The organism is Variovorax sp. Soil_C_19, assembly GCF_057657255.1.
In genome coordinates this window covers 98390-118406 of sequence record NZ_JBDGIV010000012.1, presented here as the reverse complement: position 1 = coordinate 118406, position 20017 = coordinate 98390, and the positions used below count along the sequence as shown (strand labels likewise).

General features: G+C 67.4%; 21 protein-coding genes. 18 read left to right on the top strand and 3 right to left on the bottom strand.

Annotation, left to right across the window (positions count from 1 at the left end):
* The first annotated feature begins 35 nt into the window (after window positions 1-35).
* The 18 genes from serA to AC3A6R_RS20760 all read left to right on the top strand — a co-directional run bounded on the left by serA (window position 36) and on the right by AC3A6R_RS20760 (window position 18468).
* On the top strand, window positions 36-1268 hold the full coding sequence (gene serA / locus AC3A6R_RS20845; RefSeq protein WP_487865442.1) for a phosphoglycerate dehydrogenase: 1233 nt from the start codon (window positions 36-38) through the stop codon (window positions 1266-1268).
* A 102-nt stretch (window positions 1269-1370) separates the two neighbouring features.
* Window positions 1371-5252: a DUF3683 domain-containing protein gene (locus AC3A6R_RS20840; RefSeq protein ID WP_487858564.1), complete on the top strand. Its 3882-nt coding sequence runs from the start codon at window positions 1371-1373 to the stop codon at window positions 5250-5252.
* Window positions 5249-5689 (top strand): HIT family protein, encoded by a 441-nt coding sequence (locus tag AC3A6R_RS20835; protein ID WP_487865441.1) that lies wholly within the window; start codon window positions 5249-5251, stop codon window positions 5687-5689. The genes AC3A6R_RS20840 and AC3A6R_RS20835 overlap by 4 nt, the downstream gene beginning before the upstream one ends.
* Window positions 5689-6105 carry a gamma-butyrobetaine hydroxylase family protein gene (locus tag AC3A6R_RS20830; RefSeq protein ID WP_487858562.1) on the top strand — a complete coding sequence of 139 codons (417 nt, stop codon included), beginning with the start codon at window positions 5689-5691 and terminating at the stop codon, window positions 6103-6105. Before AC3A6R_RS20835 ends, AC3A6R_RS20830 begins: the two co-directional genes overlap by 1 nt.
* A gap of 106 nt (window positions 6106-6211) precedes the next feature.
* Window positions 6212-6943, top strand: coding sequence for a bifunctional demethylmenaquinone methyltransferase/2-methoxy-6-polyprenyl-1,4-benzoquinol methylase UbiE (gene ubiE, locus AC3A6R_RS20825; protein WP_487858561.1), 732 nt, complete (start codon window positions 6212-6214; stop codon window positions 6941-6943).
* Window positions 6944-6977: 34 nt separating this feature from the next.
* Complete coding sequence (locus AC3A6R_RS20820; RefSeq protein WP_487865440.1) at window positions 6978-7982, top strand: Tim44 domain-containing protein; 1005 nt, start codon at window positions 6978-6980, stop codon at window positions 7980-7982.
* Between the two features lie 48 nt (window positions 7983-8030).
* Window positions 8031-8582: a ubiquinone biosynthesis accessory factor UbiJ gene (locus AC3A6R_RS20815; protein WP_487858559.1), complete on the top strand. Its 552-nt coding sequence runs from the start codon at window positions 8031-8033 to the stop codon at window positions 8580-8582.
* Window positions 8579-10144, top strand: a complete 1566-nt coding sequence (gene ubiB, locus AC3A6R_RS20810; RefSeq protein WP_487858558.1) for a ubiquinone biosynthesis regulatory protein kinase UbiB — start codon at window positions 8579-8581, stop codon at window positions 10142-10144. The genes AC3A6R_RS20815 and ubiB overlap by 4 nt, the downstream gene beginning before the upstream one ends.
* 13 nt (window positions 10145-10157) lie before the next feature.
* Window positions 10158-11606 (top strand): high affinity choline transporter 1, encoded by a 1449-nt coding sequence (locus AC3A6R_RS20805; RefSeq protein WP_487858557.1) that lies wholly within the window; start codon window positions 10158-10160, stop codon window positions 11604-11606.
* 92 nt (window positions 11607-11698) lie between these two features.
* Complete coding sequence (locus AC3A6R_RS20800; RefSeq protein ID WP_487865439.1) at window positions 11699-12061, top strand: FmdB family zinc ribbon protein; 363 nt, start codon at window positions 11699-11701, stop codon at window positions 12059-12061.
* Window positions 12062-12074: 13 nt separating this feature from the next.
* A complete protein-coding gene (locus AC3A6R_RS20795) occupies window positions 12075-12695 on the top strand; it encodes a DUF502 domain-containing protein (RefSeq protein WP_487858555.1) in 621 nt (206 codons plus the stop codon).
* Between the two features lie 34 nt (window positions 12696-12729).
* Window positions 12730-14538: an aspartate--tRNA ligase gene (gene aspS, locus AC3A6R_RS20790; RefSeq protein WP_487865438.1), complete on the top strand. Its 1809-nt coding sequence runs from the start codon at window positions 12730-12732 to the stop codon at window positions 14536-14538.
* Window positions 14539-14545: 7 nt separating this feature from the next.
* Window positions 14546-15019 carry a dihydroneopterin triphosphate diphosphatase gene (nudB, locus tag AC3A6R_RS20785; RefSeq protein ID WP_487865437.1) on the top strand — a complete coding sequence of 158 codons (474 nt, stop codon included), beginning with the start codon at window positions 14546-14548 and terminating at the stop codon, window positions 15017-15019.
* On the top strand, window positions 15016-15771 hold the full coding sequence (locus AC3A6R_RS20780) for an endonuclease/exonuclease/phosphatase family protein (RefSeq protein ID WP_487865436.1): 756 nt from the start codon (window positions 15016-15018) through the stop codon (window positions 15769-15771). The genes nudB and AC3A6R_RS20780 overlap by 4 nt, the downstream gene beginning before the upstream one ends.
* A 73-nt stretch (window positions 15772-15844) precedes the next feature.
* Window positions 15845-16576, top strand: a complete 732-nt coding sequence (gene folE / locus AC3A6R_RS20775; RefSeq protein WP_487865435.1) for a GTP cyclohydrolase I — start codon at window positions 15845-15847, stop codon at window positions 16574-16576.
* A 2-nt stretch (window positions 16577-16578) separates the two neighbouring features.
* Entirely contained in the window at window positions 16579-17001 is a 423-nt protein-coding gene (locus tag AC3A6R_RS20770; protein ID WP_487858550.1) for a BLUF domain-containing protein, read from the top strand.
* A gap of 31 nt (window positions 17002-17032) precedes the next feature.
* Window positions 17033-17857: a DUF429 domain-containing protein gene (locus tag AC3A6R_RS20765; protein ID WP_487865434.1), complete on the top strand. Its 825-nt coding sequence runs from the start codon at window positions 17033-17035 to the stop codon at window positions 17855-17857.
* 137 nt (window positions 17858-17994) lie between these two features.
* Window positions 17995-18468, top strand: coding sequence for a BON domain-containing protein (locus AC3A6R_RS20760; RefSeq protein WP_487858548.1), 474 nt, complete (start codon window positions 17995-17997; stop codon window positions 18466-18468).
* 66 nt (window positions 18469-18534) lie between these two features.
* Here the strand turns inward: AC3A6R_RS20760 and AC3A6R_RS20755 are convergent, their stop codons facing one another.
* Genes AC3A6R_RS20755 through AC3A6R_RS20745 form a run of 3 tightly spaced genes read right to left on the bottom strand, consistent with a single transcriptional unit; the run spans window position 18535 to window position 19980 of the window.
* Window positions 18535-19098 carry a ferritin-like domain-containing protein gene (locus AC3A6R_RS20755; RefSeq protein ID WP_487865433.1) on the bottom strand — a complete coding sequence of 188 codons (564 nt, stop codon included), beginning with the start codon at window positions 19096-19098 and terminating at the stop codon, window positions 18535-18537.
* Window positions 19095-19610, bottom strand: a complete 516-nt coding sequence (locus tag AC3A6R_RS20750; protein ID WP_487865432.1) for a hypothetical protein — start codon at window positions 19608-19610, stop codon at window positions 19095-19097. Before AC3A6R_RS20750 ends, AC3A6R_RS20755 begins: the two co-directional genes overlap by 4 nt.
* Window positions 19597-19980 carry a hypothetical protein gene (locus AC3A6R_RS20745; RefSeq protein WP_487858545.1) on the bottom strand — a complete coding sequence of 128 codons (384 nt, stop codon included), beginning with the start codon at window positions 19978-19980 and terminating at the stop codon, window positions 19597-19599. The genes AC3A6R_RS20750 and AC3A6R_RS20745 overlap by 14 nt, the downstream gene beginning before the upstream one ends.
* Window positions 19981-20017: the final 37 nt, after the last annotated feature.

The following is a 20017-nucleotide window of genomic DNA, read 5'->3' as shown; positions in this document are numbered from 1 at the left end:
CCTGTTGCCGTGGCCGGGGCATTCGCGAGCACGCCATGACGAGCAAGACCTCCCTCGAAAAAAGCCGGATCAAGTTCCTTTTGCTCGAAGGCATCCATCCTTCGGCCGTGGAGGTGCTGCGCGGCGCGGGCTATTCCCAGATCGAGGCGCTGCCCGGCGCGCTGCCCGACGCGGAACTCAAGGCCAAGATCGCCGACGTGCATTTCCTCGGCATCCGCTCGCGCACCCAGTTGACCGCCGAGGTCTTCGCCGCGGCACAGAAGCTGGTGGCTGTGGGCTGCTTTTGCATCGGCACCAACCAGGTCGACCTCGAAGCCGCGCGCGAGCATGGCGTGGCGGTGTTCAATGCGCCGTATTCCAACACCCGTTCGGTGGCCGAACTCGTGCTCGCCGAGGCGATCCTCCTCTTGCGCGGCGTGCCCGAGAAGAGCGCGGTGGCACACCGCGGCGGCTGGCTCAAGTCGGCCGAGAACGCCTACGAGATCCGCGGCAAGACGCTTGGCATCGTGGGCTACGGCTCCATCGGCGCTCAGCTGTCGGTGCTGGCCGAGGGGCTGGGCATGCAGGTGGCGTTCTACGACGTGACCGCCAAGCTGCCGTTGGGCAATGCGCGCCAGGTGCGCGACCTGCACCAGCTGCTGGCCCAGAGCGACATCGTGACGCTGCACGTGCCCGAGACGCAGGCCACGCAGTGGATGATCGGCGCGGCGGAAATCGCCGCCATGAAGCCCGGCGCGATCCTGATCAACGCCTCGCGCGGCACGGTGGTCGAGATCGAGCCGCTGGCCGAGGCCCTGAAGCAGAAGAAGCTGCTGGGCGCCGCCATCGACGTGTTCCCGGTCGAGCCGCGCAGCAACAAGGACGAGTTCCAGTCGCCGCTGCGCGGGCTCGACAACGTCATCCTCACGCCGCACATCGGCGGCTCGACCATGGAGGCGCAGGCCAACATCGGCCTCGAGGTGGCGGAAAAGCTCGTGAAGTACAGCGACAACGGCACCTCGACTTCGTCCGTCAACTTTCCCGAGGTGGCGCTGCCGGCGCATGCCGGCAAGCACCGGTTGCTGCACATCCACCGCAACGTGCCGGGCGTGCTGTCGGAGATCAACAAGATCTTTTCGGACAACGGCATCAACATCTCCTCGCAGTTCCTGCAGACCAACGAGAAGATCGGCTATGTGGTCATGGACATCGACGCCACCCATTCCGACCTGGCGCTGGGCAAGCTGGCGAAGGTGCCCGGCACGATCCGCAGCCGCGTCCTGTTCTGAGCGGGGGCATGGCCCGCCGGCCGGCAGGGTGCCGGGGCCTGCCCTAAAATCCCACCCCCGGCTATATGGGCGCGCAGCGCCTGGCCGAGGTGCCACCCCCCGATGAATGCTCCGACCGCGTTGACCACGCTGTTGTCGCAGGCCGCAGAGCCTGCACGACTGCGCGAGATCCCCTACAACTACACCAGCTTCTCCGACCGGGAGATCGTGATCCGCCTCTTGGGCGAGCGCGGCTGGGAATTGCTGCAGACCCTGCGCGCCGAGCGCCGCACTGGGCGGTCGGCGCGCATGCTGTACGAAGTGCTCGGCGACATCTGGGTGGTCCAGCGCAATCCCTACCTGGTCGACGACCTGCTCGACAACCCGCGCCGGCGCGGCCAGCTGGTCGATGCGCTCAAGCACCGCCTGGGCGAAGTCCAGAAGCGCCGCACGCCCGACAGCGACATGCCGCGCGACCAGCTCGTGGGCGAACTCACCGCGCTGGTCGGCGAGGCGGTGGCCGCCTTCGACACCGCCTTCCGCGACGTGGCCGCGCTGCGCCGCAGGGCGACGCGGGTGCTGGGCCGGCTGACCGCGAAGGACAACATCAAGTTCGACGGCCTGTCGCGCGTGTCGCACGTCACCGACGCCACCGACTGGCGCGTCGAGTACCCGTTCGTGGTGCTGTGCCCCGACACCGAGGCCGAGATGGCGCTGCTGGTCAAGGGCTGCATCGAGCTCGGCCTGACCATCATCCCGCGCGGCGGCGGCACCGGCTACACCGGCGGCGCCATCCCGCTCACGTGGAAGAGCGTGGTCATCAACACCGAGAAGCTCGAGGCCATGACCGAGGTCGAGCACGTGGCGCTGCCGGGGCTCGACGCCCCCGTGCCTACCATCTGGACCGAGGCCGGCGTGGTCACGCAGCGCGTGGCCGATGCGGCCGAGCGCGCGGGCTACGTGTTCGCGGTCGATCCGACGTCGGCCGAGGCTTCGTGCGTCGGCGGCAACGTCGCCATGAACGCCGGCGGCAAGAAGGCCGTTCTCTGGGGCACCGCGCTCGACAACCTGGCCGCCTGGCGCATGGTCACGCCCGACGCCGAATGGCTCGAGGTCACGCGCATCGGCCACAACCTGGGCAAGATCCACGATGCCGAAAGCGCCGTGTTCGAGCTGCAGTACTTTGCCGCCGACGGCCGCACGCCGCTGCGCACCGAGCGCCTCGAGATCCCGGGCCGCACCTTCCGCAAGGAAGGCCTCGGCAAGGACGTGACCGACAAGTTCCTCTCGGGGCTGCCGGGCATCCAGAAGGAGGGCTGCGACGGCCTCATCACCAGCTGCCGCTGGGTGGTGCACAAGATGCCCGCGCACACGCGCACCGTGTGCCTCGAGTTCTTCGGCAATGCGAAGGACGCGGTGCCGAGCATCGTCGAGATCAAGGACTTCATGTTCGCCGAGCAAAAGCGCTCGGGCGTGCTGCTGGCGGGCCTGGAGCACCTCGACGACCGCTACCTGAAAGCCGTGGGCTACGCCACCAAGTCCAAAAAGCACGGCGGCCTCCCGAAGATGGTGCTGTTCGGCGACATCGCGGGCGACGACGCCGACGCGGTGGCGCGCGTCACCTCGGAAGTGGTGCGCATCGCCAACTCGCGCAGCGGCGAGGGCTTCGTCGCCATCAGCCCCGAGGCGCGCAAGAAGTTCTGGCTCGACCGCAAGCGCACCGCAGCCATCAGCCGCCACACCAACGCCTTCAAGATCAACGAAGACGTGGTGATCCCGCTGCCGCGCATGGCCGAGTACAGCGACGGCATCGAGCGCATCAACATCGAGCTGTCGCTGCAGAACAAGCTCGCGCTGACGGACGCGCTCGAGGCCTTCCTGCTGCGTGGCAACCTGCCGCTGGGCAAGAGCGACGACGCGCACGAGATTCCCGCCGCCGAGCTGCTCGAAGACCGCGTGGCGCAGGCCGTGACGCTGGTGCAGGAGGTGCGTACGCGCTGGGCCGGCTGGCTGCGCGAGGTGGACGTGCTCTTTCCGCAGCTGCAGGACCACAGCCTGCGCGCGAGCTGGAAGACCCAGCTGCGCCAGCCACTGCAGGAGATCTTTGCCGGCGCCGAGTTCGCGCCGATCGTGGCCGAATGCGTGGCCATCCACCAGCGCGTGCTCAAGGGCCGCGTCTGGGTAGCGCTGCACATGCATGCGGGCGACGGCAACGTGCACACCAACATTCCTGTCAACAGCGACAACTACGACATGCTGCAGACCGCGCATGCCGCGGTGGTGCGCATCATGGCGCTGGCGCGCAGCCTCGACGGCGTGATCTCGGGCGAGCACGGCATCGGCATCACCAAGCTCGAGTTCCTGAGCGACGAGGAACTCGCGCCGTTCATGGACTACAAGCGGCGCGTCGACCCCGAAGGCCGCTTCAACAAGGGCAAGTTGCTGCGCGCGCCCGCGGGGCAGCCGGCCGAAGAACTGCATGCCGACCTGACCAATGCCTACACGCCGAGCTTCGGCTTGATGGGGCACGAGTCGCTGATCATGCAGCAGAGCGACATCGGCGCGATCGCCGACAGCGTGAAGGACTGCCTGCGCTGCGGCAAGTGCAAGCCGGTGTGCGCCACGCACGTGCCGCGCGCCAACCTGCTCTACAGCCCGCGCAACAAGATCCTCGCGACCTCACTGCTGGTGGAGGCCTTCCTCTACGAGGAGCAGACGCGCCGCGGCATCAGCATCAAGCACTGGGAAGAGTTCGAGGACGTGGCCGACCACTGCACCGTGTGCCACAAGTGCCTCACGCCGTGCCCGGTGAAGATCGACTTCGGCGACGTGTCGATGAACATGCGCAACCTGCTGCGCAAGATGGGGCAGAAGAGCTTCCGTCCCGGCAATGCGGCCGCGATGTTCTTCCTCAACGCGACCAACCCGCAGACCATCAAGGCGGTGCGTGCCGGCATGGTGGGCATCGGCTTCAAGGCCCAGCGCCTGGCCAACGACCTGTTGCGCGGTCTGGCCCGCAGGCAGACCGCGGCGCCGCCGGCCACGCTCGGGCCGGCGCCGGTCAAGGAGCAGGTGATCCACTTCATCAACAAGAAGATGCCGGGCAACCTGCCCAAGCAGACGGCGCGCGCGCTGCTCGACATCGAAGATGCCGACTACGTGCCGATCATCCGCGACCCGAAGACGACCACGACGGAGACCGAGGCGGTGTTCTACTTTCCGGGTTGCGGCTCGGAGCGCCTGTTCTCGCAGGTCGGCCTTGCCACGCAGGCGATGCTCTGGCATGCGGGCGTGCAGACGGTGCTGCCGCCGGGCTACCTGTGCTGCGGCTACCCGCAGCGCGGCAGCGGGCAGTTCGACAAGGCCGAGAAGATGATCACCGACAACCGGGTGCTCTTCCACCGCGTGGCCAACACGCTCAACTACCTCGACATCAAGACGGTGGTGGTGAGCTGCGGTACCTGCTACGACCAGCTGCAGGGCTACCAGTTCGACAAGATCTTCCCGGGCTGCCGCATCATCGACATCCACGAGTACCTGCTCGAGAAGGGCATCACGCTGGCCGATGCAGGCGGCGGCGGCTACCTGTACCACGACCCGTGCCACTCGCCGATGAAGCTGCAGGACCCGATGAAGACGGTGAAGGCGCTGGTCGGCGACAACGTGCTCAAGAACGACCGCTGCTGCGGCGAGTCGGGCACGCTGGGCGTGTCGCGGCCCGACATCTCCACGCAGATCCGCTTCCGCAAGGAGGAAGAGCTCAAGAAGGGCGAGGCCGCGCTGCGCGACAGCGGCCAGGTCGGCGCCCAGGACAACGTGAAGATCCTCACCAGCTGCCCGAGCTGCCTGCAGGGCCTCTCACGCTACGGCAACGACCTGAACAACGGCCTGCTCGAGGCCGACTACATCGTGGTCGAGATGGCGAACAAGCTGCTGGGCAGCGACTGGATGCCGCAGTACGTGGCGGCTGCGAACCAGGGCGGGATCGAACGGGTGCTGGTGTGACCGCCGCAGCGGGCTGCCCGCTCTGCGACGGCCCGGGCGGCCGCGTCGTGTTCGAAGGCGCCAGGCTGCGCGTCATCCATGCCGACGAGCCGGGCTTCCCGGCCTTCTACCGCGTGGTATGGCGGGCGCACGTGGCGGAGTTTTCCGACCTGTCGGCGGCCGACCGCGTGTTGTGCATGGAGGCGGTGGCGCTCGTCGAGCAGTGCCTGCGCGACCACCTGGCGCCGGCCAAGGTCAACCTGGCGGCGCTCGGCAACATGGTGGCGCACCTGCATTGGCACGTGATCGCACGCTTTGCCGACGACACGCATTTTCCAGCCCCGGTCTGGGCGCCGGCGCAGCGCGCGAGCGATCGGGCCCGCGAGGCGGACCTGGCCGCGCGTCTGCCCGCACTCGAGGCTGCGATGATGGCGCAACTGGCTACAAGGAGTTTTTGATGGCAGGTTTGCAAGCCGGCGCACCGACGCCGACATCGATCACCGTGCACGGCCAGTCGCGCGTGCTGGAGGTCGCCTTCTCCGACGGCGCGAGCTTCCGGATCCCGTTCGAGCTGATGCGCATCTATTCGCCCTCCGCCGAGGTGCAGGGCCATGGCCCGGGCGAGGAGGTCCTGCAGACCGGCAAGCGCAATGTCGAACTGGCCGACCTGAAGCCGGTGGGCAACTATGCGGTGCAGCCGGTCTTCAGCGACGGCCACGACACGGGCATCTTCTCGTGGAACCTGCTCTACGAGCTCGGTGCCAACGAGGCGCAACTCTGGGCCGAGTACGAACGCCGGCTTGCCGCAGCGGGCGTCGACCGCGATGCGCCGATGCCCGACAAGGGCGGCGGCTCCGCCTGCGCAAGCCATTGAGCGCGGCGCGTGCCGGGCGCTTCCAATGGAAGAAAAAAGCAACAAATCCCCCGGGTTCGAAGGGTCGGCGGCTTGAGGTGAGTGCTTCCGCCCTAACATCAGGCGGATGAGCACCACCCATTTCGGCTTCGAGAAGGTCGACGAAAGCGAAAAGGCGCAGCGCGTGCGCGGCGTCTTCGACTCCGTGGCGTCGCGTTACGACCTCATGAACGACCTCATGTCGGCGGGGCTGCACCGCGCATGGAAGGCCTACACCGTGATGGTGGCCAACGTCGGCGAAGGCTCGCGCGTGCTCGACATCGCGGGCGGCACCGGCGATCTCGCGCTGGCTTTCTCGAAGAAGGTGGGCGCGAGCGGGCAGGTGGTGCACACCGACATCAACGAAGCCATGCTCCGCACCGGCCGCGACCGGCTGCTCGATGCGGGCGTGGCGCTGCCCACGATGGTTTGCGACGCCGAGAAGCTGCCTTTCCCCGACGACCACTTCGACGTGGTCACCGTGGCCTTCGGCCTGCGCAACATGACGCACAAGGACGCGGCGCTCAAGGAAATGAACCGCGTGCTCAAGCCGCGCGGCAAGCTGCTGGTGCTCGAGTTCTCGAAGGTTGCCAAGCCGCTGGCCAAGGCCTACGACTGGTATTCGTTCAATGTGCTGCCGCGCCTGGGCAAGCTGGTGGCGGGCGACGACGCCAGCTACCGCTACCTGGCCGAATCGATCCGGATGCATCCGGCGCAGGAAGAGCTCAAGACCCTCATGAAAGAGGGCGGTTTTGGGCATGTGGATTATCACAACATGACGGGGGGCGTGGCCGCCCTTCATGTTGGAATCAAGTGTTGATCTGGCGAATACTTCGCTCGAAAGAGGAGACGAGATGAAAAGTTTGAGTTCTTTGTTCCTGGCTGCCGCGCTGGTTCTGGTCAGCGTGCAGGCGGATGCCGCGCGCATGGGCGGCGGCAAGTCGTTCGGGCGCCAGTCGTCCGGCGTGACGCAGCGCCAGTCCACGCCGCCGGCGGCGCCTGCGCAGCAGAACGCGAACGCCGCGACGCCCAAGCCCGCGACGCCCGCTGCGGCGGCGCCGAAGCGCCCCTGGGGCGCCATGCTCGGCGGCCTGGCCGCCGGCCTGGGCCTGGCCTGGCTCGCGAATTCGCTCGGCCTCGGCGCCGGCTTTGCCAACATCCTGCTGATCGCGCTGCTCGCGATGGCGGCGCTGTTCGTCTGGCGGATGTTCAAGGCGCGCTCGGCAGCAGCGCCCGCGGCAGGCCGCCGTGGCGGCTTCGCGTTCGAAGGTGCGGGCGGTCCCGCAAACCCGGGCGCGCCGGCACAGTACAGCCCGGCCAACGTCGGCAACGACGCCTCGGCGCGTCCCTGGGAGCGCAACACCGCTGCCTTCGACGCCTCGCCGGCCCATGGCAGCAGCCTTTCCGCGGCAGGCGCCGCAGCGGGCGGCAGCATGATCGGCTCGGCGCTCGCGGGTTCGCAGAGCTGGGGCATTCCGGCCGGCTTCGACGTCGACGGCTTCCTGGCCGCCGCCAAGCGCAACTTCGTGACGCTGCAGGACGCCTGGGACCGTGCCGACGTGACCATGCTGCGCTCGATGATGACCGACGAGATGGTCGAGGAGATCCGCACCCAGCTGGCGGACCGTGCAAGCCACACGGGCGGCGCATCGAACAAGACCGAAGTCGTGATGCTCGATGCCAAGCTGCTCGGCATCGAGGAACTGGCCGACGTCTACATGGCGAGCGTGGAGTTCTCGGGCATGATCCGCGAGGACGCCTCGGCCGGTCCGGGCCCGTTCCGCGAAGTCTGGAACATGACCAAGCCGACCAGCGGCACCGGCGGCTGGCTGGTTGCGGGCGTCCAGGCGCTGCAGTAGGCGCATTCCGGCGGTCGCGAGACCGCCTGCTGAACCGATAATGGGGACATGGCCACACCATCGTCCCCATTTTCTTTTCTCGGTGATCTCTTCAACCGCATCGGCGAGCGCCTGCAGCCGCCCGCCTGGGCGGTGCACGAGATCCAGCACCGCGCGGTGCTGTTTCTCAATCATGTGCTGCAGCAGGAGCCCGAAGCCCAGCAGCGGCTGCTGCGGCAGCAGGGGCGCGTGGTGCGCTTCCAGTGGCGCTTCGTGACCATGGAGCTGGTGGCCACGCCGGCCGGCCTGCTCGACCTCGCGCCGCCGGGCTCGGTGCCCGAGCTCACGCTCACCGTCACCGACGAATCCCCGTTCGACCTGGCCCGTGCCACGCTGCGCGGCGACAAGCCCGCGGTGCAGATCGTCGGTGACGTGCAGCTCGCGGCCGAGGTCAACTGGCTGGTCGACCACGTGCGCTGGGACGTCGAAGACGATCTCGCCCGCGTGATCGGCGACGTGCCGGCGCACACCGTGGCCGAGGGCGCACGCCGCGTCGCCGGCGCGCTGCGCCAGTTCGCCTCGGGCGCACGCCCCGGCCCGCAGGCGGGCAAGGCCGAATGAGGCGCTTCTATCGCGGTTTCGTCATCGTCTGGGTCGCGCTGCGCTACGGCCTCGACGAGCTCGTGCTCACGAGCTTCCAGAAGCCGTGGCTGCGCGTCGTGGCGCGCGTGGTCTCGATCGGCCGCAACCTCGATGCGCCGCGCGGCCAGCGGCTGCGCGAGGCGCTCGAGCGGCTGGGCCCGATCTTCGTCAAGTTCGGCCAGGTGTTGTCGACCCGCCGCGACCTGCTGCCGCCCGACATCGCCGACGAACTCGCCTTTCTCCAGGACCGGGTGCCGCCGTTCCCGTCGTCGGTGGCCATTGCCACAATCGAGCGGGCCTTCCGCCGGCCGGTGAGCGACGTGTTCGTGCAGTTCGACGAGACGCCGGTGGCGAGCGCGTCGATCGCGCAGGTGCATTTCGCCACCATCCGAACCAGCACCGGCGAGGTGCGCGAGGTGGCCGTCAAGGTGCTGCGTCCCAGCATGCAGGGCGTGATCGAGAAGGACCTCGCCCTCATGGCCATGATGGCCGGCTGGGTCGAGGGCCTGTCGGCCGACGGCAAGCGGCTGAAGCCGCGCGAGGTGGTGGCCGAGTTCGACAAGTACCTGCACGACGAGCTCGACCTGGTGCGCGAGGCGGCCAATGCCGCCCAGCTGCGGCGCAACATGGCCTCGCTCGAGCTGGTGCTGATCCCCGAGATGTTCTGGGACTTCTGCCATCCCGAGGTGATCGTGATGGAGCGCATGAACGGCGTGCCGATCGCCCAGCTCGACCGCCTGCGCGCGGCCGGCGTCGACATTCCCAAGCTCGCGCGCGACGGCGTCACCATCTTCTTCACCCAGGTGTTCCGCGACGGCTTCTTCCACGCCGACATGCACCCGGGCAACATCCAGGTGAGCCTGGCGCCCGAGACCTTCGGCCGCTACATCTCGCTCGACTTCGGGATCATCGGCACGCTGACGGAGTCGGACAAGGAATACCTCGCGCAGAACTTCGTGGCCTTCTTCCGGCGCGACTACAAGCGCGTGGCCGAACTGCACCTCGAAAGCGGCTGGGTGCCCGAAGGCACGCGCATCGATGAACTCGAGGCGGCGATCCGCACCGTCTGCGAGCCGTACTTCGACCGCCCGCTGAAAGAGATATCCCTCGGCATGGTTCTGATGCGGCTGTTCCAGACTTCGCGCCGGTTCCACGTCGAGATCCAGCCGCAGCTGGTGCTGCTGCAGAAGACGCTGCTCAACATCGAGGGGCTGGGCCGCCAGCTCGACCCCGAACTCGACCTTTGGCACACCGCCAAGCCCTTTCTCGAGAAGTGGATGGTCGACCAGATCGGGCCGAAGAAGCTGTTCCAGCAGCTGCGGGCCGAGGCGCCGCGCTACGCGAAACTGCTGCCGCAGCTGCCGCGCCTGCTGCACGAGTACCTCGAGAATCGGGCGCCCGACCATCGCCGCGAGCTGCTCGAACTGCTGGCCGCGCAGAAGCGCACCAACCGGCTGCTGCAGGCCATCATCTACGGTGGCATGGGATTTGTATTGGGGTTGCTCGCCATGCAGGTGCTGGTGCGCGTGAAATTGTTCTAGAGGAGAGAGTCTCGTGCTGCTGACGCTGGTTGTCATCTATCTGCTGGTCACCATCGCCATCGGGCTCTATGCCGCAAAGCGGGTGAAGAACACCACCGACTTCGCGATCGCCGGGCGGCACCTGCCGCTGTTCATGATCGTGACGACCACGTTCGCCACCTGGTTCGGCTCGGAAACGGTGCTCGGCATTCCCGCCAAGTTCATCGAGAGCGGCCTGAACGGCGTGATCGAAGACCCCTTTGGCGCCGGCACCTGCCTGATCCTCGTGGGGCTGTTCTTCGCGGGCAAGCTCTACCGCATGACGCTGCTCACGATCAGCGACTACTACCGCGAGCGCTATGGCCGCGGCGTGGAGGTGGCGTGTTCGCTGATCATCATGCTGAGCTATCTCGGCTGGGTTTCGGCGCAGGTCACGGCGCTCGGGCTGGTTTTCAACGTGCTCTCGGGCGGCGCCATCGGCATAGCGGCCGGCATGGTGATCGGCGTGCTTTCCATCCTGGCCTACACGCTGTTCGGCGGCATGTGGTCGGTGGCCGTGACCGATTTCCTCCAGATGATCATCCTGGTCGCGGGCCTCGCGATCATCGCGGTGTTCGCCGGCCAGATGGCCGGCGGCGCCGACAAGGTGCTGGCCTTCGCCGTGAGCAAGGACCTCTTCAGGTTCTGGCCCGAGCCGAACTGGCACGACATGGTCTTCTTCTTCGCTGCCGCCATCACCATGATGCTCGGCTCCATTCCGCAGCAGGACGTGTTCCAGCGCGTGATGTCGGCCAACAGCGTCAAGGGCGCGACGCGCGGTCCGGTGATCGGCGGCATCGCCTACATCTTGTTCGCGGCCGTGCCGATGTTCCTGGTGGCGAGCGCCTTGCTGATCATGCCGGAGCAGACCGCCGCTCTGCTGAAGGACGATCCGCAGAAGGTGCTGCCGACGCTGGTGCTCGAGAAGATGCCGTTTGTCATGCAGGTGCTGTTCTTCGGGGCGCTGCTGTCGGCCATCAAGTCGACCGCGTCGGCCACGCTGCTGGCGCCGAGCGTCACCTTCACCGAAAACATCTGGCGCCAGTTCCGGCCCGCGGGCACCGACCGGCAGAACCTCAGGACCATGCGTATCACGGTGCTGGTGTTCAGTGCGGCGGTGCTCGCCTATGCGATCCGCATGCAGGGCACGCCGATCTACGAACTGGTCTCGGGCGCCTACCAGGTGCCGCTGGTCGGCGCCTTCGTGCCGCTGGTGTGTGGCCTCTACTGGCGCCGCGCGACAACGCAGGGCGCGCTGGCGGCCATCGCCGCGGGCATCGGCGTGTGGCTGCTCTTCCTGTACACCCCCTGGGGCGAGGAATTCCCGGCCCAGCTGGCCGGCGTGCTCGCCTCGTTCGGCGGCATCCTCGCCGGATCGCTGCTGCCGCAGTGGGTGACCGACACCCGCACGCCGCACCGGATGCTGGTCACCGAAGCGGTCTGAGCGGGCGCTGGCAGGGGCCGGCCCTTATAATCGAGGGCTTTGCGAGCGGTTCGCGCCAGCGTTCTGGCGCCGCTTTTTCCTCACTCAATTCCATGCCCATCTACGCCTACAAGTGCAGCGCCTGCGGCTTTGCCAAGGACGCCCTGCAGAAAATGTCCGACGCGCCGCTCACGGTGTGCCCGGCGTGCGGCGCGAGCGCATTCGAGAAGCAAGTCACTGCTGCCGGCTTCCAGCTCAAGGGGTCCGGCTGGTACGTGACCGATTTCCGCGATGGCGGCGGCAAGAAGCCCGAGGCCGCCACGGCCAAGAACGGCGATGCGGCCGCCGCGCCTGCGGGCACGGCCCCGGCGGCGGATGCTTCCTCCAGCCCTGCGCCTGCGCCTGCGCCTGCGCCTGCACCTGCGCCGGCCTCCAGCCCCGCCCCGGCGCCTGCCGCGGCCGCCAAGAGCGACTGAGACGCCACGCCCCATGCACGCCCTGCGCAAATGGCTGTTCTCCGGCCTGCTGGTGATCGTTCCGCTGTTCATCACCCTGGCGGTGTTGAAGTGGATCATCGACACGCTGGACCAGACCCTCTGGGTGCTGCCGCTCGCGTGGCAGAACTGGCTGCACGAGAACAACGTGCGCGGGCTCGGCGTGCTGCTCACGCTCGCCATCCTGCTGGTGGTCGGCGCGGTAGCGAGCAATTTCGTGGGCAAACGCCTGCTCGGATGGGGCGACGCGGTGGTGCGGCGCATCCCGGTGGTGCGCTCGATCTACTCCAGCGTCAAGCAGGTGTCGGACACGCTGTTCTCCGAGAACGGCAATGCCTTCCGCACGGCCGTGCTGGTGCAGTGGCCGCGCGAAGGCCTCTGGACCATTGCCTTCGTGACCGGCACGCCCGGCCCCGAGGTGGTCGGGCATCTCGGCGGCGGCGACTACCTGGGCGTCTACGTCCCGACCACGCCCAATCCCACGGGCGGCTATTTCGTGATGCTCAAGCGCAGCGACTGCATCGAACTCAAGATGAGCGTGGACGAAGCGCTCAAGTACATCGTCTCGATGGGCGTGGTCGTCCCCGGCGGCCCTTCGTCCATCGCGAGCAAGTAATACCAATGCGCCTTTGCGGCGCCGGAATCCAACCATGGCCATGCGTACTCACTATTGCGGTCTTGTGACCGATGCCCTGATGGGCGAAACCGTCACCCTGTGCGGCTGGGTTAACCGCCGGCGCGACCACGGCGGCGTGATCTTCATCGACGTGCGCGACCGCGAAGGCTATGTGCAGGTGGTGTGCGACCCCGACCGCGCCGCCACCTTCGCCGTGGCCGAGAATCTGCGCAACGAGTTCTGCGTGCAGATCACCGGCCTGGTGCGTGCCCGCCCCGAAGGCACCACCAACGACCAGCTCAAGAGCGGCAAGATCGAAGTGCTGTGCCATGAGCTCAAGGTGCTGAACCCGTCGGTCACGCCGCCGTTCCTGCTCGACGACGACAACCTCTCGGAAACCACGCGCCTCACGCACCGCGTGCTCGACCTGCGCCGCCCCGCGATGCAGCGCAACCTGATGCTGCGCTACAAGGTGACGATGGAGACGCGCAAGTTCCTCGACGCCAACGGCTTCATCGACATCGAGACGCCGATGCTCGGCAAGTCCACGCCCGAAGGCGCGCGCGACTATCTCGTGCCGAGCCGGGTGCACGACGGCAGCTTCTTCGCGCTGCCGCAGTCGCCGCAGCTCTTCAAGCAGTTGCTGATGGTGGCCGGCTACGACCGCTACTACCAGATCGTGAAGTGCTTCCGCGACGAGGACCTGCGCGCCGACCGCCAGCCCGAATTCACCCAGATCGACATCGAGACCTCGTTCCTCGCCGAGGAGGAGATCCGCGAAATGTTCGAAGGCATGATCCGCAACGTGTTCCGCAACGCCGCGGGCATCGACCTGCCGGTGTTCCCGACCATGAGCTATGCCGACGCGATGTTCAAGTACGGCTCCGACAAGCCCGACCTGCGCGTGAAGCTCGAGTTCACCGAACTCACCGAGACCATGAAGCGCGTCGAGTTCAAGGTGTTCTCGAACGCCGCCACCATGAAGGGCGGCCGCGTGGTCGCGCTGAAGGTGCCGGGCGGCGGTGCCGAAGGCGGCCTCTCGCGCGGCGAGATCGACGCCTACCAGGAGTTCGTCAAGATCTACGGCGCCAAGGGCCTGGCCTACATCAAGGTCAACGACGCCGCCGCGGGCCGTGACGGCCTGCAGAGCCCGATCGTCAAGAACCTCGACGATGCGGCGCTGGCCGAGATCATCGCGCGCACGGGCGCGGTCAATGGCGACATCCTGTTCTTCGGCGCCGACAAGGAAAAGGTCGTCAACGACGCCATGGGCGCGCTGCGCGTGAAGATCGGCCACAGCCCCTTCGGCCGCAAGGCGGGCCTGTTCGAGGACCGCTGGGCGCCGTTGTGGGTGGTCGATTTCCCTATGTTCGAGTTCGACGAGGAAGGCCAGCGCTGGAGCGCCGTGCACCATCCGTTCACCGCACCCAAGGACGGCCACGAAGACCTCATGGACACCGCGCCCGAGAAGTGCATCGCCAAGGCCTACGACATGGTGCTCAACGGCATCGAGATGGGTGGCGGCTCGGTGCGTATCCACCGCGAGGAAGTGCAGAGCAAGGTGTTCCGCGCGCTCAAGATCAACGCCGAGGACGCGCAGGCCAAGTTCGGCTTCCTGCTCGATGCGCTGCAGTACGGCGCACCGCCGCACGGCGGCATCGCGATCGGCCTGGACCGCCTCGTCATGCTCATGACGGGCGCCGAGTCGATCCGTGACGTGATCGCCTTCCCCAAGACCCAGCGCGCGCAAGACCTGCTCACGCAGGCGCCGAGCCCGGTCGACGAGAAGCAGCTGCGCGAGCTGCACATCCGGCTGCGCAACACTCAGCAGCCCGCGGCCTGACGCAGGCATGACGACGCCCGCCCGGCCCTGGAAGATTCCGGAGTCGGTGTTGGTCGTCATCCATACGCCCGCGCTCGAGGTCCTGCTGATCCGCCGCGCCGACACCCGCGAATTCTGGCAATCGGTGACCGGCAGCAAGGACGTGACCGACGAGCCGCTCGCGCTCACCGCGGCACGCGAGGTGGCCGAGGAAACCGGCATCCTGTGCGGCGAGGGCAGTCCGCTCGCTGCGCGGCTGGTCGACTGGCAGCTGCAAAACGTCTACGAGATCTATCCGGCCTGGCGCGCGCGCTACGCACCCGAGGTCACGCACAACACCGAGCACCTGTTCGGCCTGTGCGTGCCCGAGCGCCTGACGCCGGTGCTCGCGCCGCGCGAACACGACGACTGGAAGTGGCTGCCCTATCGCGAGGCCGCCGACGCCTGCTTTTCCCCATCGAACGCCGAAGCCATTCTGTTGCTGCCAGAATTTATGCGATGAACCTGCCGGCACAGACGCTTCGCGTCGCCACCTACAACATCCACAAGGGCGTGCAGGGCATCGGTCCGGCACGGCGGCTGGAGATCCACAACCTCGGCCACGCCATCGAACAACTCGACGCCGACATCGTCTGCCTGCAGGAAGTGCGCAAGATGAACCGGCAGGGCGAGGCGCGGTTCGCGCGCTGGCCGGAGCTGCCGCAGGCCGATTTTCTGGCCCCCGAGGGCTACACCGCGGTCTACGAAACCAACGCCATCACGCGCCATGGCGAGCACGGCAATGCGCTGCTGACGCGCTGGCCCGTCATCCGCACCGGCCACCGCGACATTTCCGACCATCGCTTCGAGCAGCGCGGGCTGCTGCATGTGGTGATCGAGGTCGAGGGCCGGCCGGTGCATGCGATCGTGGTGCACCTGGGGCTCATCAGGGGCAGCCGCGTGCGGCAGGTGGCGCGGCTGCGCGAGTTCATCGACACCGAGGTGCCGCCCGACGAGGCCGTGGTGGTCGCGGGCGATTTCAACGACTGGGGCGCGCGCATGCGCTACGCGATGAACGCGATGGGCCTGCGCGACACCAGCGACCTGCGCGGGCCGCGCACGCTCACCTACCCGTCGCGCCTGCCGGTGGCGCAGCTCGATTTCGTCTACGGGCGGCGGCTGGAACCGGTGGCCTGCTCGGTGCCGCGCGGGCCGATCTGGGCGCGGATGTCGGACCATCTGCCGTTGGTAGCCGACTTCACGCTTCCGAATTGATAGCAGTTGTCGCAGAAGCCACGGGCGGTGCAGGGCTGAAGAGCTCAAAGCCATTCGCTGGTACGATGCCCGGATGCTGAGGAAAACCGACGTGGAACCGCGCCCTGATGGACACAATGACGACGAGGGCACCCCCGTCTCCGTGAAGATCCGCGAACGCCTGCAGGCTGCGCGCAAGCGCTTCAATGCCAACGACAACATCGCCGAGTTCATCGAGCCGGGCGAGCTCGAGTCCTTGCTCGACGAGGTCGAGGTCAAGATGAAGGGCGTGCTCGAGAGCCTGGTGATCGATCTCGACAACGACCACAACACCGGCAACACCGCGCGCCGCGTCGCCAAGATGTACCTGAACGAAGTGTTCAGGGGCCGCTACGTGGCGCCGCCCGCGCTCACCGAGTTTCCCAATGCCGAGCACCTGAACGAACTGATGATCGTCGGCCCGATCACCGTGCGCAGCGCCTGTTCACACCACTTCTGCCCAATCATCGGCAAGCTGTGGATCGGCGTCATGCCGAACGAGCACACCAACGTCATTGGCCTGTCCAAATACGCGCGGCTCGCCGAATGGGTGATGGGCCGGCCGCAGATCCAGGAAGAAGCCGTGGTGCAGCTGGCCGACCTGATCCAGGAGAAGACGCAGCCCGACGGGCTGGCGCTCGTCATGGAGGCCGAGCACTTCTGCATGGCCTGGCGCGGCGTGAAGGAAATGGACAGCAAGATGATCAATTCCGTCATGCGCGGCGTGTTCCTCAAGGACCCGAGCCTGCGTCGCGAATTCTTGTCCCTGCTGCCAAGGAAAAACTGACCATGCTGGTTCGACTTCTCTACGCCAGCCGCGCCGTCGACACGAGCCCCGAGGCGATCGACGCCATCCTCGCGCAGTCGCGCTCCCACAACCCGGCCTCGGGCATCACCGGCATCCTCTGCTACGGCGGCGGCACCTTCCTGCAGGCGATCGAGGGCGGGCGCGAAGCGATCAGCGAGCTCTACGGCCACATCCAGCGCGATGCGCGCCACAAGGACGTGGTGCTGCTGCACTACGAAGAGATCTCCGAGCGGCGCTTCGGCGGCTGGACCATGGGGCAGGTCAACCTGTCGAAGCTCAACGCCTCGACGTTGCTCAAGTATTCGGAAAAGCCCGAACTCAATCCGTATGCCGTTTCCGGGAAAGTGTCGCTGGCGCTGCTCGAAGAGCTGATGGCCACCGCGGCCATCGTCGGGCGCCACTGATCCTGTCCCTCGGGCGAGGGGCAGGCCGACGATGCTGCTTTTCGGATGCGACTTCTCCTGCGCGCCCACGGCGCGCAAGCCGATCGTGGTCGCGACCGGCGAGGCGAGCGGCACGGGCGCCCTGGCGCTGACCCGCCTGCTGCGCTTCAGCACGCTCGAGGGCTGGGCCGAATGGCTTGGCACCGAGCCGGCATGGATCGGCGGCTTCGATTTTCCGTTCGGTCTGCCGCGCGAGCTGGTGCAGCACCTGCGGTGGCCACTCGAGTGGGAGGCGCTCATGCGCCACTACGCGGGCCTGAGCCGCGCCGAGATCCGCAAAACCTTCGCGGCCTTTTGCGCGACCCGCCCCGTGGGCGGCAAGTTCGCGCACCGGGCGACCGACGCGCCGGCCGGGTCGAGCACCTCTATGAAGTGGGTCAATCCGCCGGTGGCGTTCATGCTCCACGCCGGCGTGTCGCCGCTGCTGGCCGCCGGGGCCAGCCTGCCGGGGCTGCACGTCGGCAACCACGCCGACCGCATCGCGCTCGAAGCCTATCCGGGCCTGCTCGCGCGCGAGCTGATCGGCCGGCGCAGCTACAAGAACGACGACCGCGCGAAGCAGACGCCCGAGCGGCTTGCGGCGCGCACCGACTTGGTCGCCGCGCTCGAGGCAGGCACCTCGCGCCTGAGCTTGCGGCTGGGGCTCGACGCCGCGCACCGCGCCGACCTGCTCGGGGATGCTCAGGGCGATCATCTCGACGCCGTGCTGTGCTTCGTCCAGGCGGCCTGGGGCGCGGAACGCACGTCCATGCCGGGGCCGGGCTACGGGCTACCCGAAGCAATCGATCCGCTCGAGGGCTGGATCGTCACGGCCTGAGCCTTGTTGTCCTACAAGGTTTTGCGGGGTCGGCCAGCCCGACGGGCGTGCGCGAGAAACTAGATTGAAGTGTGGCCCACTTCGGGCCGCACTTTTTGCGCTTTCCCTGCTCCCTGCGAGCCAACGGAGGATTTCCAATGAACACAACACATCGTTCCATCACTGCCGTGCTACTGGCCGGCGCGGCTCTAGCCCTGGCGGCCTGCGACAACGCCGACAACAAAACCGCCGGGCAGCAACTCGACAGCGCGATTGCCAAGACCGAGCAGGCCGCCGAGACCGCGGCCGCCAAGACCGCGGAAGCGCTGAAGGACGCCAAGGACAAGATCGATGCCTCGGGCACCACCGCAGAGGTGAAGGATGCAGCCAAGGACGCCGGCACTGCCATGAGCGCCACCGTGGACGACGCCGCGATCACGGCCTCGGTGTCCGCCGGGCTTGCCAAGGACCCGGACCTGAGCGCGATCAAGATTGACGTCGACACGAAATCCGGCGTGGTGAGTCTGAAGGGCCCGGCGCCCACCGCGGCTGCCAAGGCCCGCGCCGAAGAAATCGCCAAGAGCGTGCAGGGCGTGAGCTCGGTGAACAACCTGCTCGAGGTCCGCAACTGAGGCAGCTTGGACGCACTGCATGAAAAAGCCCGGCAGATCCGGGCTTTTTCATGGGCGGCCGCTAAGTCAGTGGCCGAGCCAGTCGCTGAGCTCGTCGGCGTGCTCTTCCTCGTCCGACAGGATGTCCTCGAGCATGCGCCGCGTGGTCGGGTCCTTGTCGCCGATCAGGTGGATCATCTGGCGGTAGGTCTCGACCGCGATGCGCTCGGCGATGAGGTTGGCGCGCACCATGGCCTGAAGGTCGGTCGATTCGTCGTAACTCGCATGGCTGCGGTCGAGCAAGTGGTTCGGGGCGAAATCGGGTTCGCCGCCGAGCTGCACGATGCGCTCGGCAATGCGGTCGGCATGGGCCGACTCCTCGTTCGCATGCACGAGGAACTCGTCGGCGATCGCGGGCGAGGAAACGCCGCTGGCCGTGAAATAGTGCCGCTTGTAGCGCAACACGCACACCAGTTCGGTCGCCAGGGCATCGTTCAGGAGCTTGACGACGTCGTCGCGCCACGGGCCATAGCTCGGTGTGACCGCGCCTTCGTCGAGGCTCCTGGCGGCGGCGCCGATCGCCGCTTCGTCGAGCACTAGGCGCTGGTGTTCGGCGGGACGGGCGTCGGCTTGGGAAACGGGGGCATTCATCGGGGGTCCTTTCGTGGGCTTGTGTTTTTCTGCTGCATCAGCGTGTTGACGACGTCAGCCACATCGGATGTCTTGAGCACTGCCGCCAGCACCGCCGTGAAAGAAAGCAGCCGCCACGGCTTGACGAGCACCAGAACGGCCCCCGTCGCCGCGGCCACGGCCATGAGCTTGGCCGGTTCCTTGCGCGCGTAGCGCTCGAGCACCGGGCGTGCCAGCTGGCCCATCGCATGGGCGGGGTGGCGGCGCCACCAGCGCTCGGTCATGCTGCGCGCCATCGAGAACCAGGGCAGCGAGGCGCCTGCAGCGCGCTCGGCGTCGGGCGACTGTGCAGCACCTCGCATGGCGGCCGCCTGCGTGTGCGGTTCGCCGTGCCAGCGGTCGTCGGTTTGATCGTATCCGGCCTCGTCGTATCGGGGCTCGTCGCGGCCGCCGTTCAGTTGCCGCACCAGCGCGCGGCGCGACAGTGCCAGCCGCTCCTGCGGCGTGAGGAGGCTGCGTTCAACGTCGTCCATCGCGGGCTCCTGCTTCGTGCAATGCCCGCAGGTCGGCATCGACCTGGGCCCGAAGATCGTCGAATCCGTGGCCCGGGAAGGGCCGAGTCGCAATCCAGGTGCACAGGCCGGCCACGGCCAGCGCCACCCCGGGGACCGCAACCAGAACCCAGTGGAAGCTCCCGTGCAGCACGCCGAGCAGCACCGCGACGCCGATCAGACCCAGCGCCAGCATCGCGCTGGCCGCCGCGAAGATGCCAGCGAGCATGCGGGCCAGCAGGCTGCGACCTGCTTCCGAGGCCTCCTGCCGTACCAGTGCCGCATAGTTCGCCGCATGTTCGGCGATGAGTTCCGGATGCCCGAGCACCGTGGAAAAGATCGGATGGAGCATGGTGCGCGGGATCCGAGCGTCAACCTGTGGTCAGAGG

Excerpts from the sequence above, each read along its gene's own strand:
- AC3A6R_RS20750 (WP_487865432.1), bottom strand. The coding sequence starts at position 19,610 with ATGGACGACGTTGAACGCAGCCTCCTCACGCCGCAGGAGCGGCTGGCA.
- AC3A6R_RS20830 (WP_487858562.1), top strand. The coding sequence starts at position 5,689 with ATGGCAGGTTTGCAAGCCGGCGCACCGACGCCGACATCGATCACCGTG.
- AC3A6R_RS20760 (WP_487858548.1), top strand. The coding sequence starts at position 17,995 with ATGAACACAACACATCGTTCCATCACTGCCGTGCTACTGGCCGGCGCG.
- nudB (WP_487865437.1), top strand. The coding sequence starts at position 14,546 with ATGACGACGCCCGCCCGGCCCTGGAAGATTCCGGAGTCGGTGTTGGTC.
- AC3A6R_RS20770 (WP_487858550.1), top strand. The coding sequence starts at position 16,579 with ATGCTGGTTCGACTTCTCTACGCCAGCCGCGCCGTCGACACGAGCCCC.
- AC3A6R_RS20820 (WP_487865440.1), top strand. The coding sequence starts at position 6,978 with ATGAAAAGTTTGAGTTCTTTGTTCCTGGCTGCCGCGCTGGTTCTGGTC.
- AC3A6R_RS20745 (WP_487858545.1), bottom strand. The coding sequence starts at position 19,980 with ATGCTCCATCCGATCTTTTCCACGGTGCTCGGGCATCCGGAACTCATC.
- ubiE (WP_487858561.1), top strand. The coding sequence starts at position 6,212 with ATGAGCACCACCCATTTCGGCTTCGAGAAGGTCGACGAAAGCGAAAAG.
- AC3A6R_RS20800 (WP_487865439.1), top strand. The coding sequence starts at position 11,699 with ATGCCCATCTACGCCTACAAGTGCAGCGCCTGCGGCTTTGCCAAGGAC.
- ubiB (WP_487858558.1), top strand. The coding sequence starts at position 8,579 with ATGAGGCGCTTCTATCGCGGTTTCGTCATCGTCTGGGTCGCGCTGCGC.
- serA (WP_487865442.1), top strand. The coding sequence starts at position 36 with ATGACGAGCAAGACCTCCCTCGAAAAAAGCCGGATCAAGTTCCTTTTG.
- folE (WP_487865435.1), top strand. The coding sequence starts at position 15,845 with ATGCTGAGGAAAACCGACGTGGAACCGCGCCCTGATGGACACAATGAC.
- AC3A6R_RS20765 (WP_487865434.1), top strand. The coding sequence starts at position 17,033 with ATGCTGCTTTTCGGATGCGACTTCTCCTGCGCGCCCACGGCGCGCAAG.
- AC3A6R_RS20795 (WP_487858555.1), top strand. The coding sequence starts at position 12,075 with ATGCACGCCCTGCGCAAATGGCTGTTCTCCGGCCTGCTGGTGATCGTT.
- aspS (WP_487865438.1), top strand. The coding sequence starts at position 12,730 with ATGGCCATGCGTACTCACTATTGCGGTCTTGTGACCGATGCCCTGATG.
- AC3A6R_RS20755 (WP_487865433.1), bottom strand. The coding sequence starts at position 19,098 with ATGAATGCCCCCGTTTCCCAAGCCGACGCCCGTCCCGCCGAACACCAG.
- AC3A6R_RS20815 (WP_487858559.1), top strand. The coding sequence starts at position 8,031 with ATGGCCACACCATCGTCCCCATTTTCTTTTCTCGGTGATCTCTTCAAC.
- AC3A6R_RS20840 (WP_487858564.1), top strand. The coding sequence starts at position 1,371 with ATGAATGCTCCGACCGCGTTGACCACGCTGTTGTCGCAGGCCGCAGAG.
- AC3A6R_RS20780 (WP_487865436.1), top strand. The coding sequence starts at position 15,016 with ATGAACCTGCCGGCACAGACGCTTCGCGTCGCCACCTACAACATCCAC.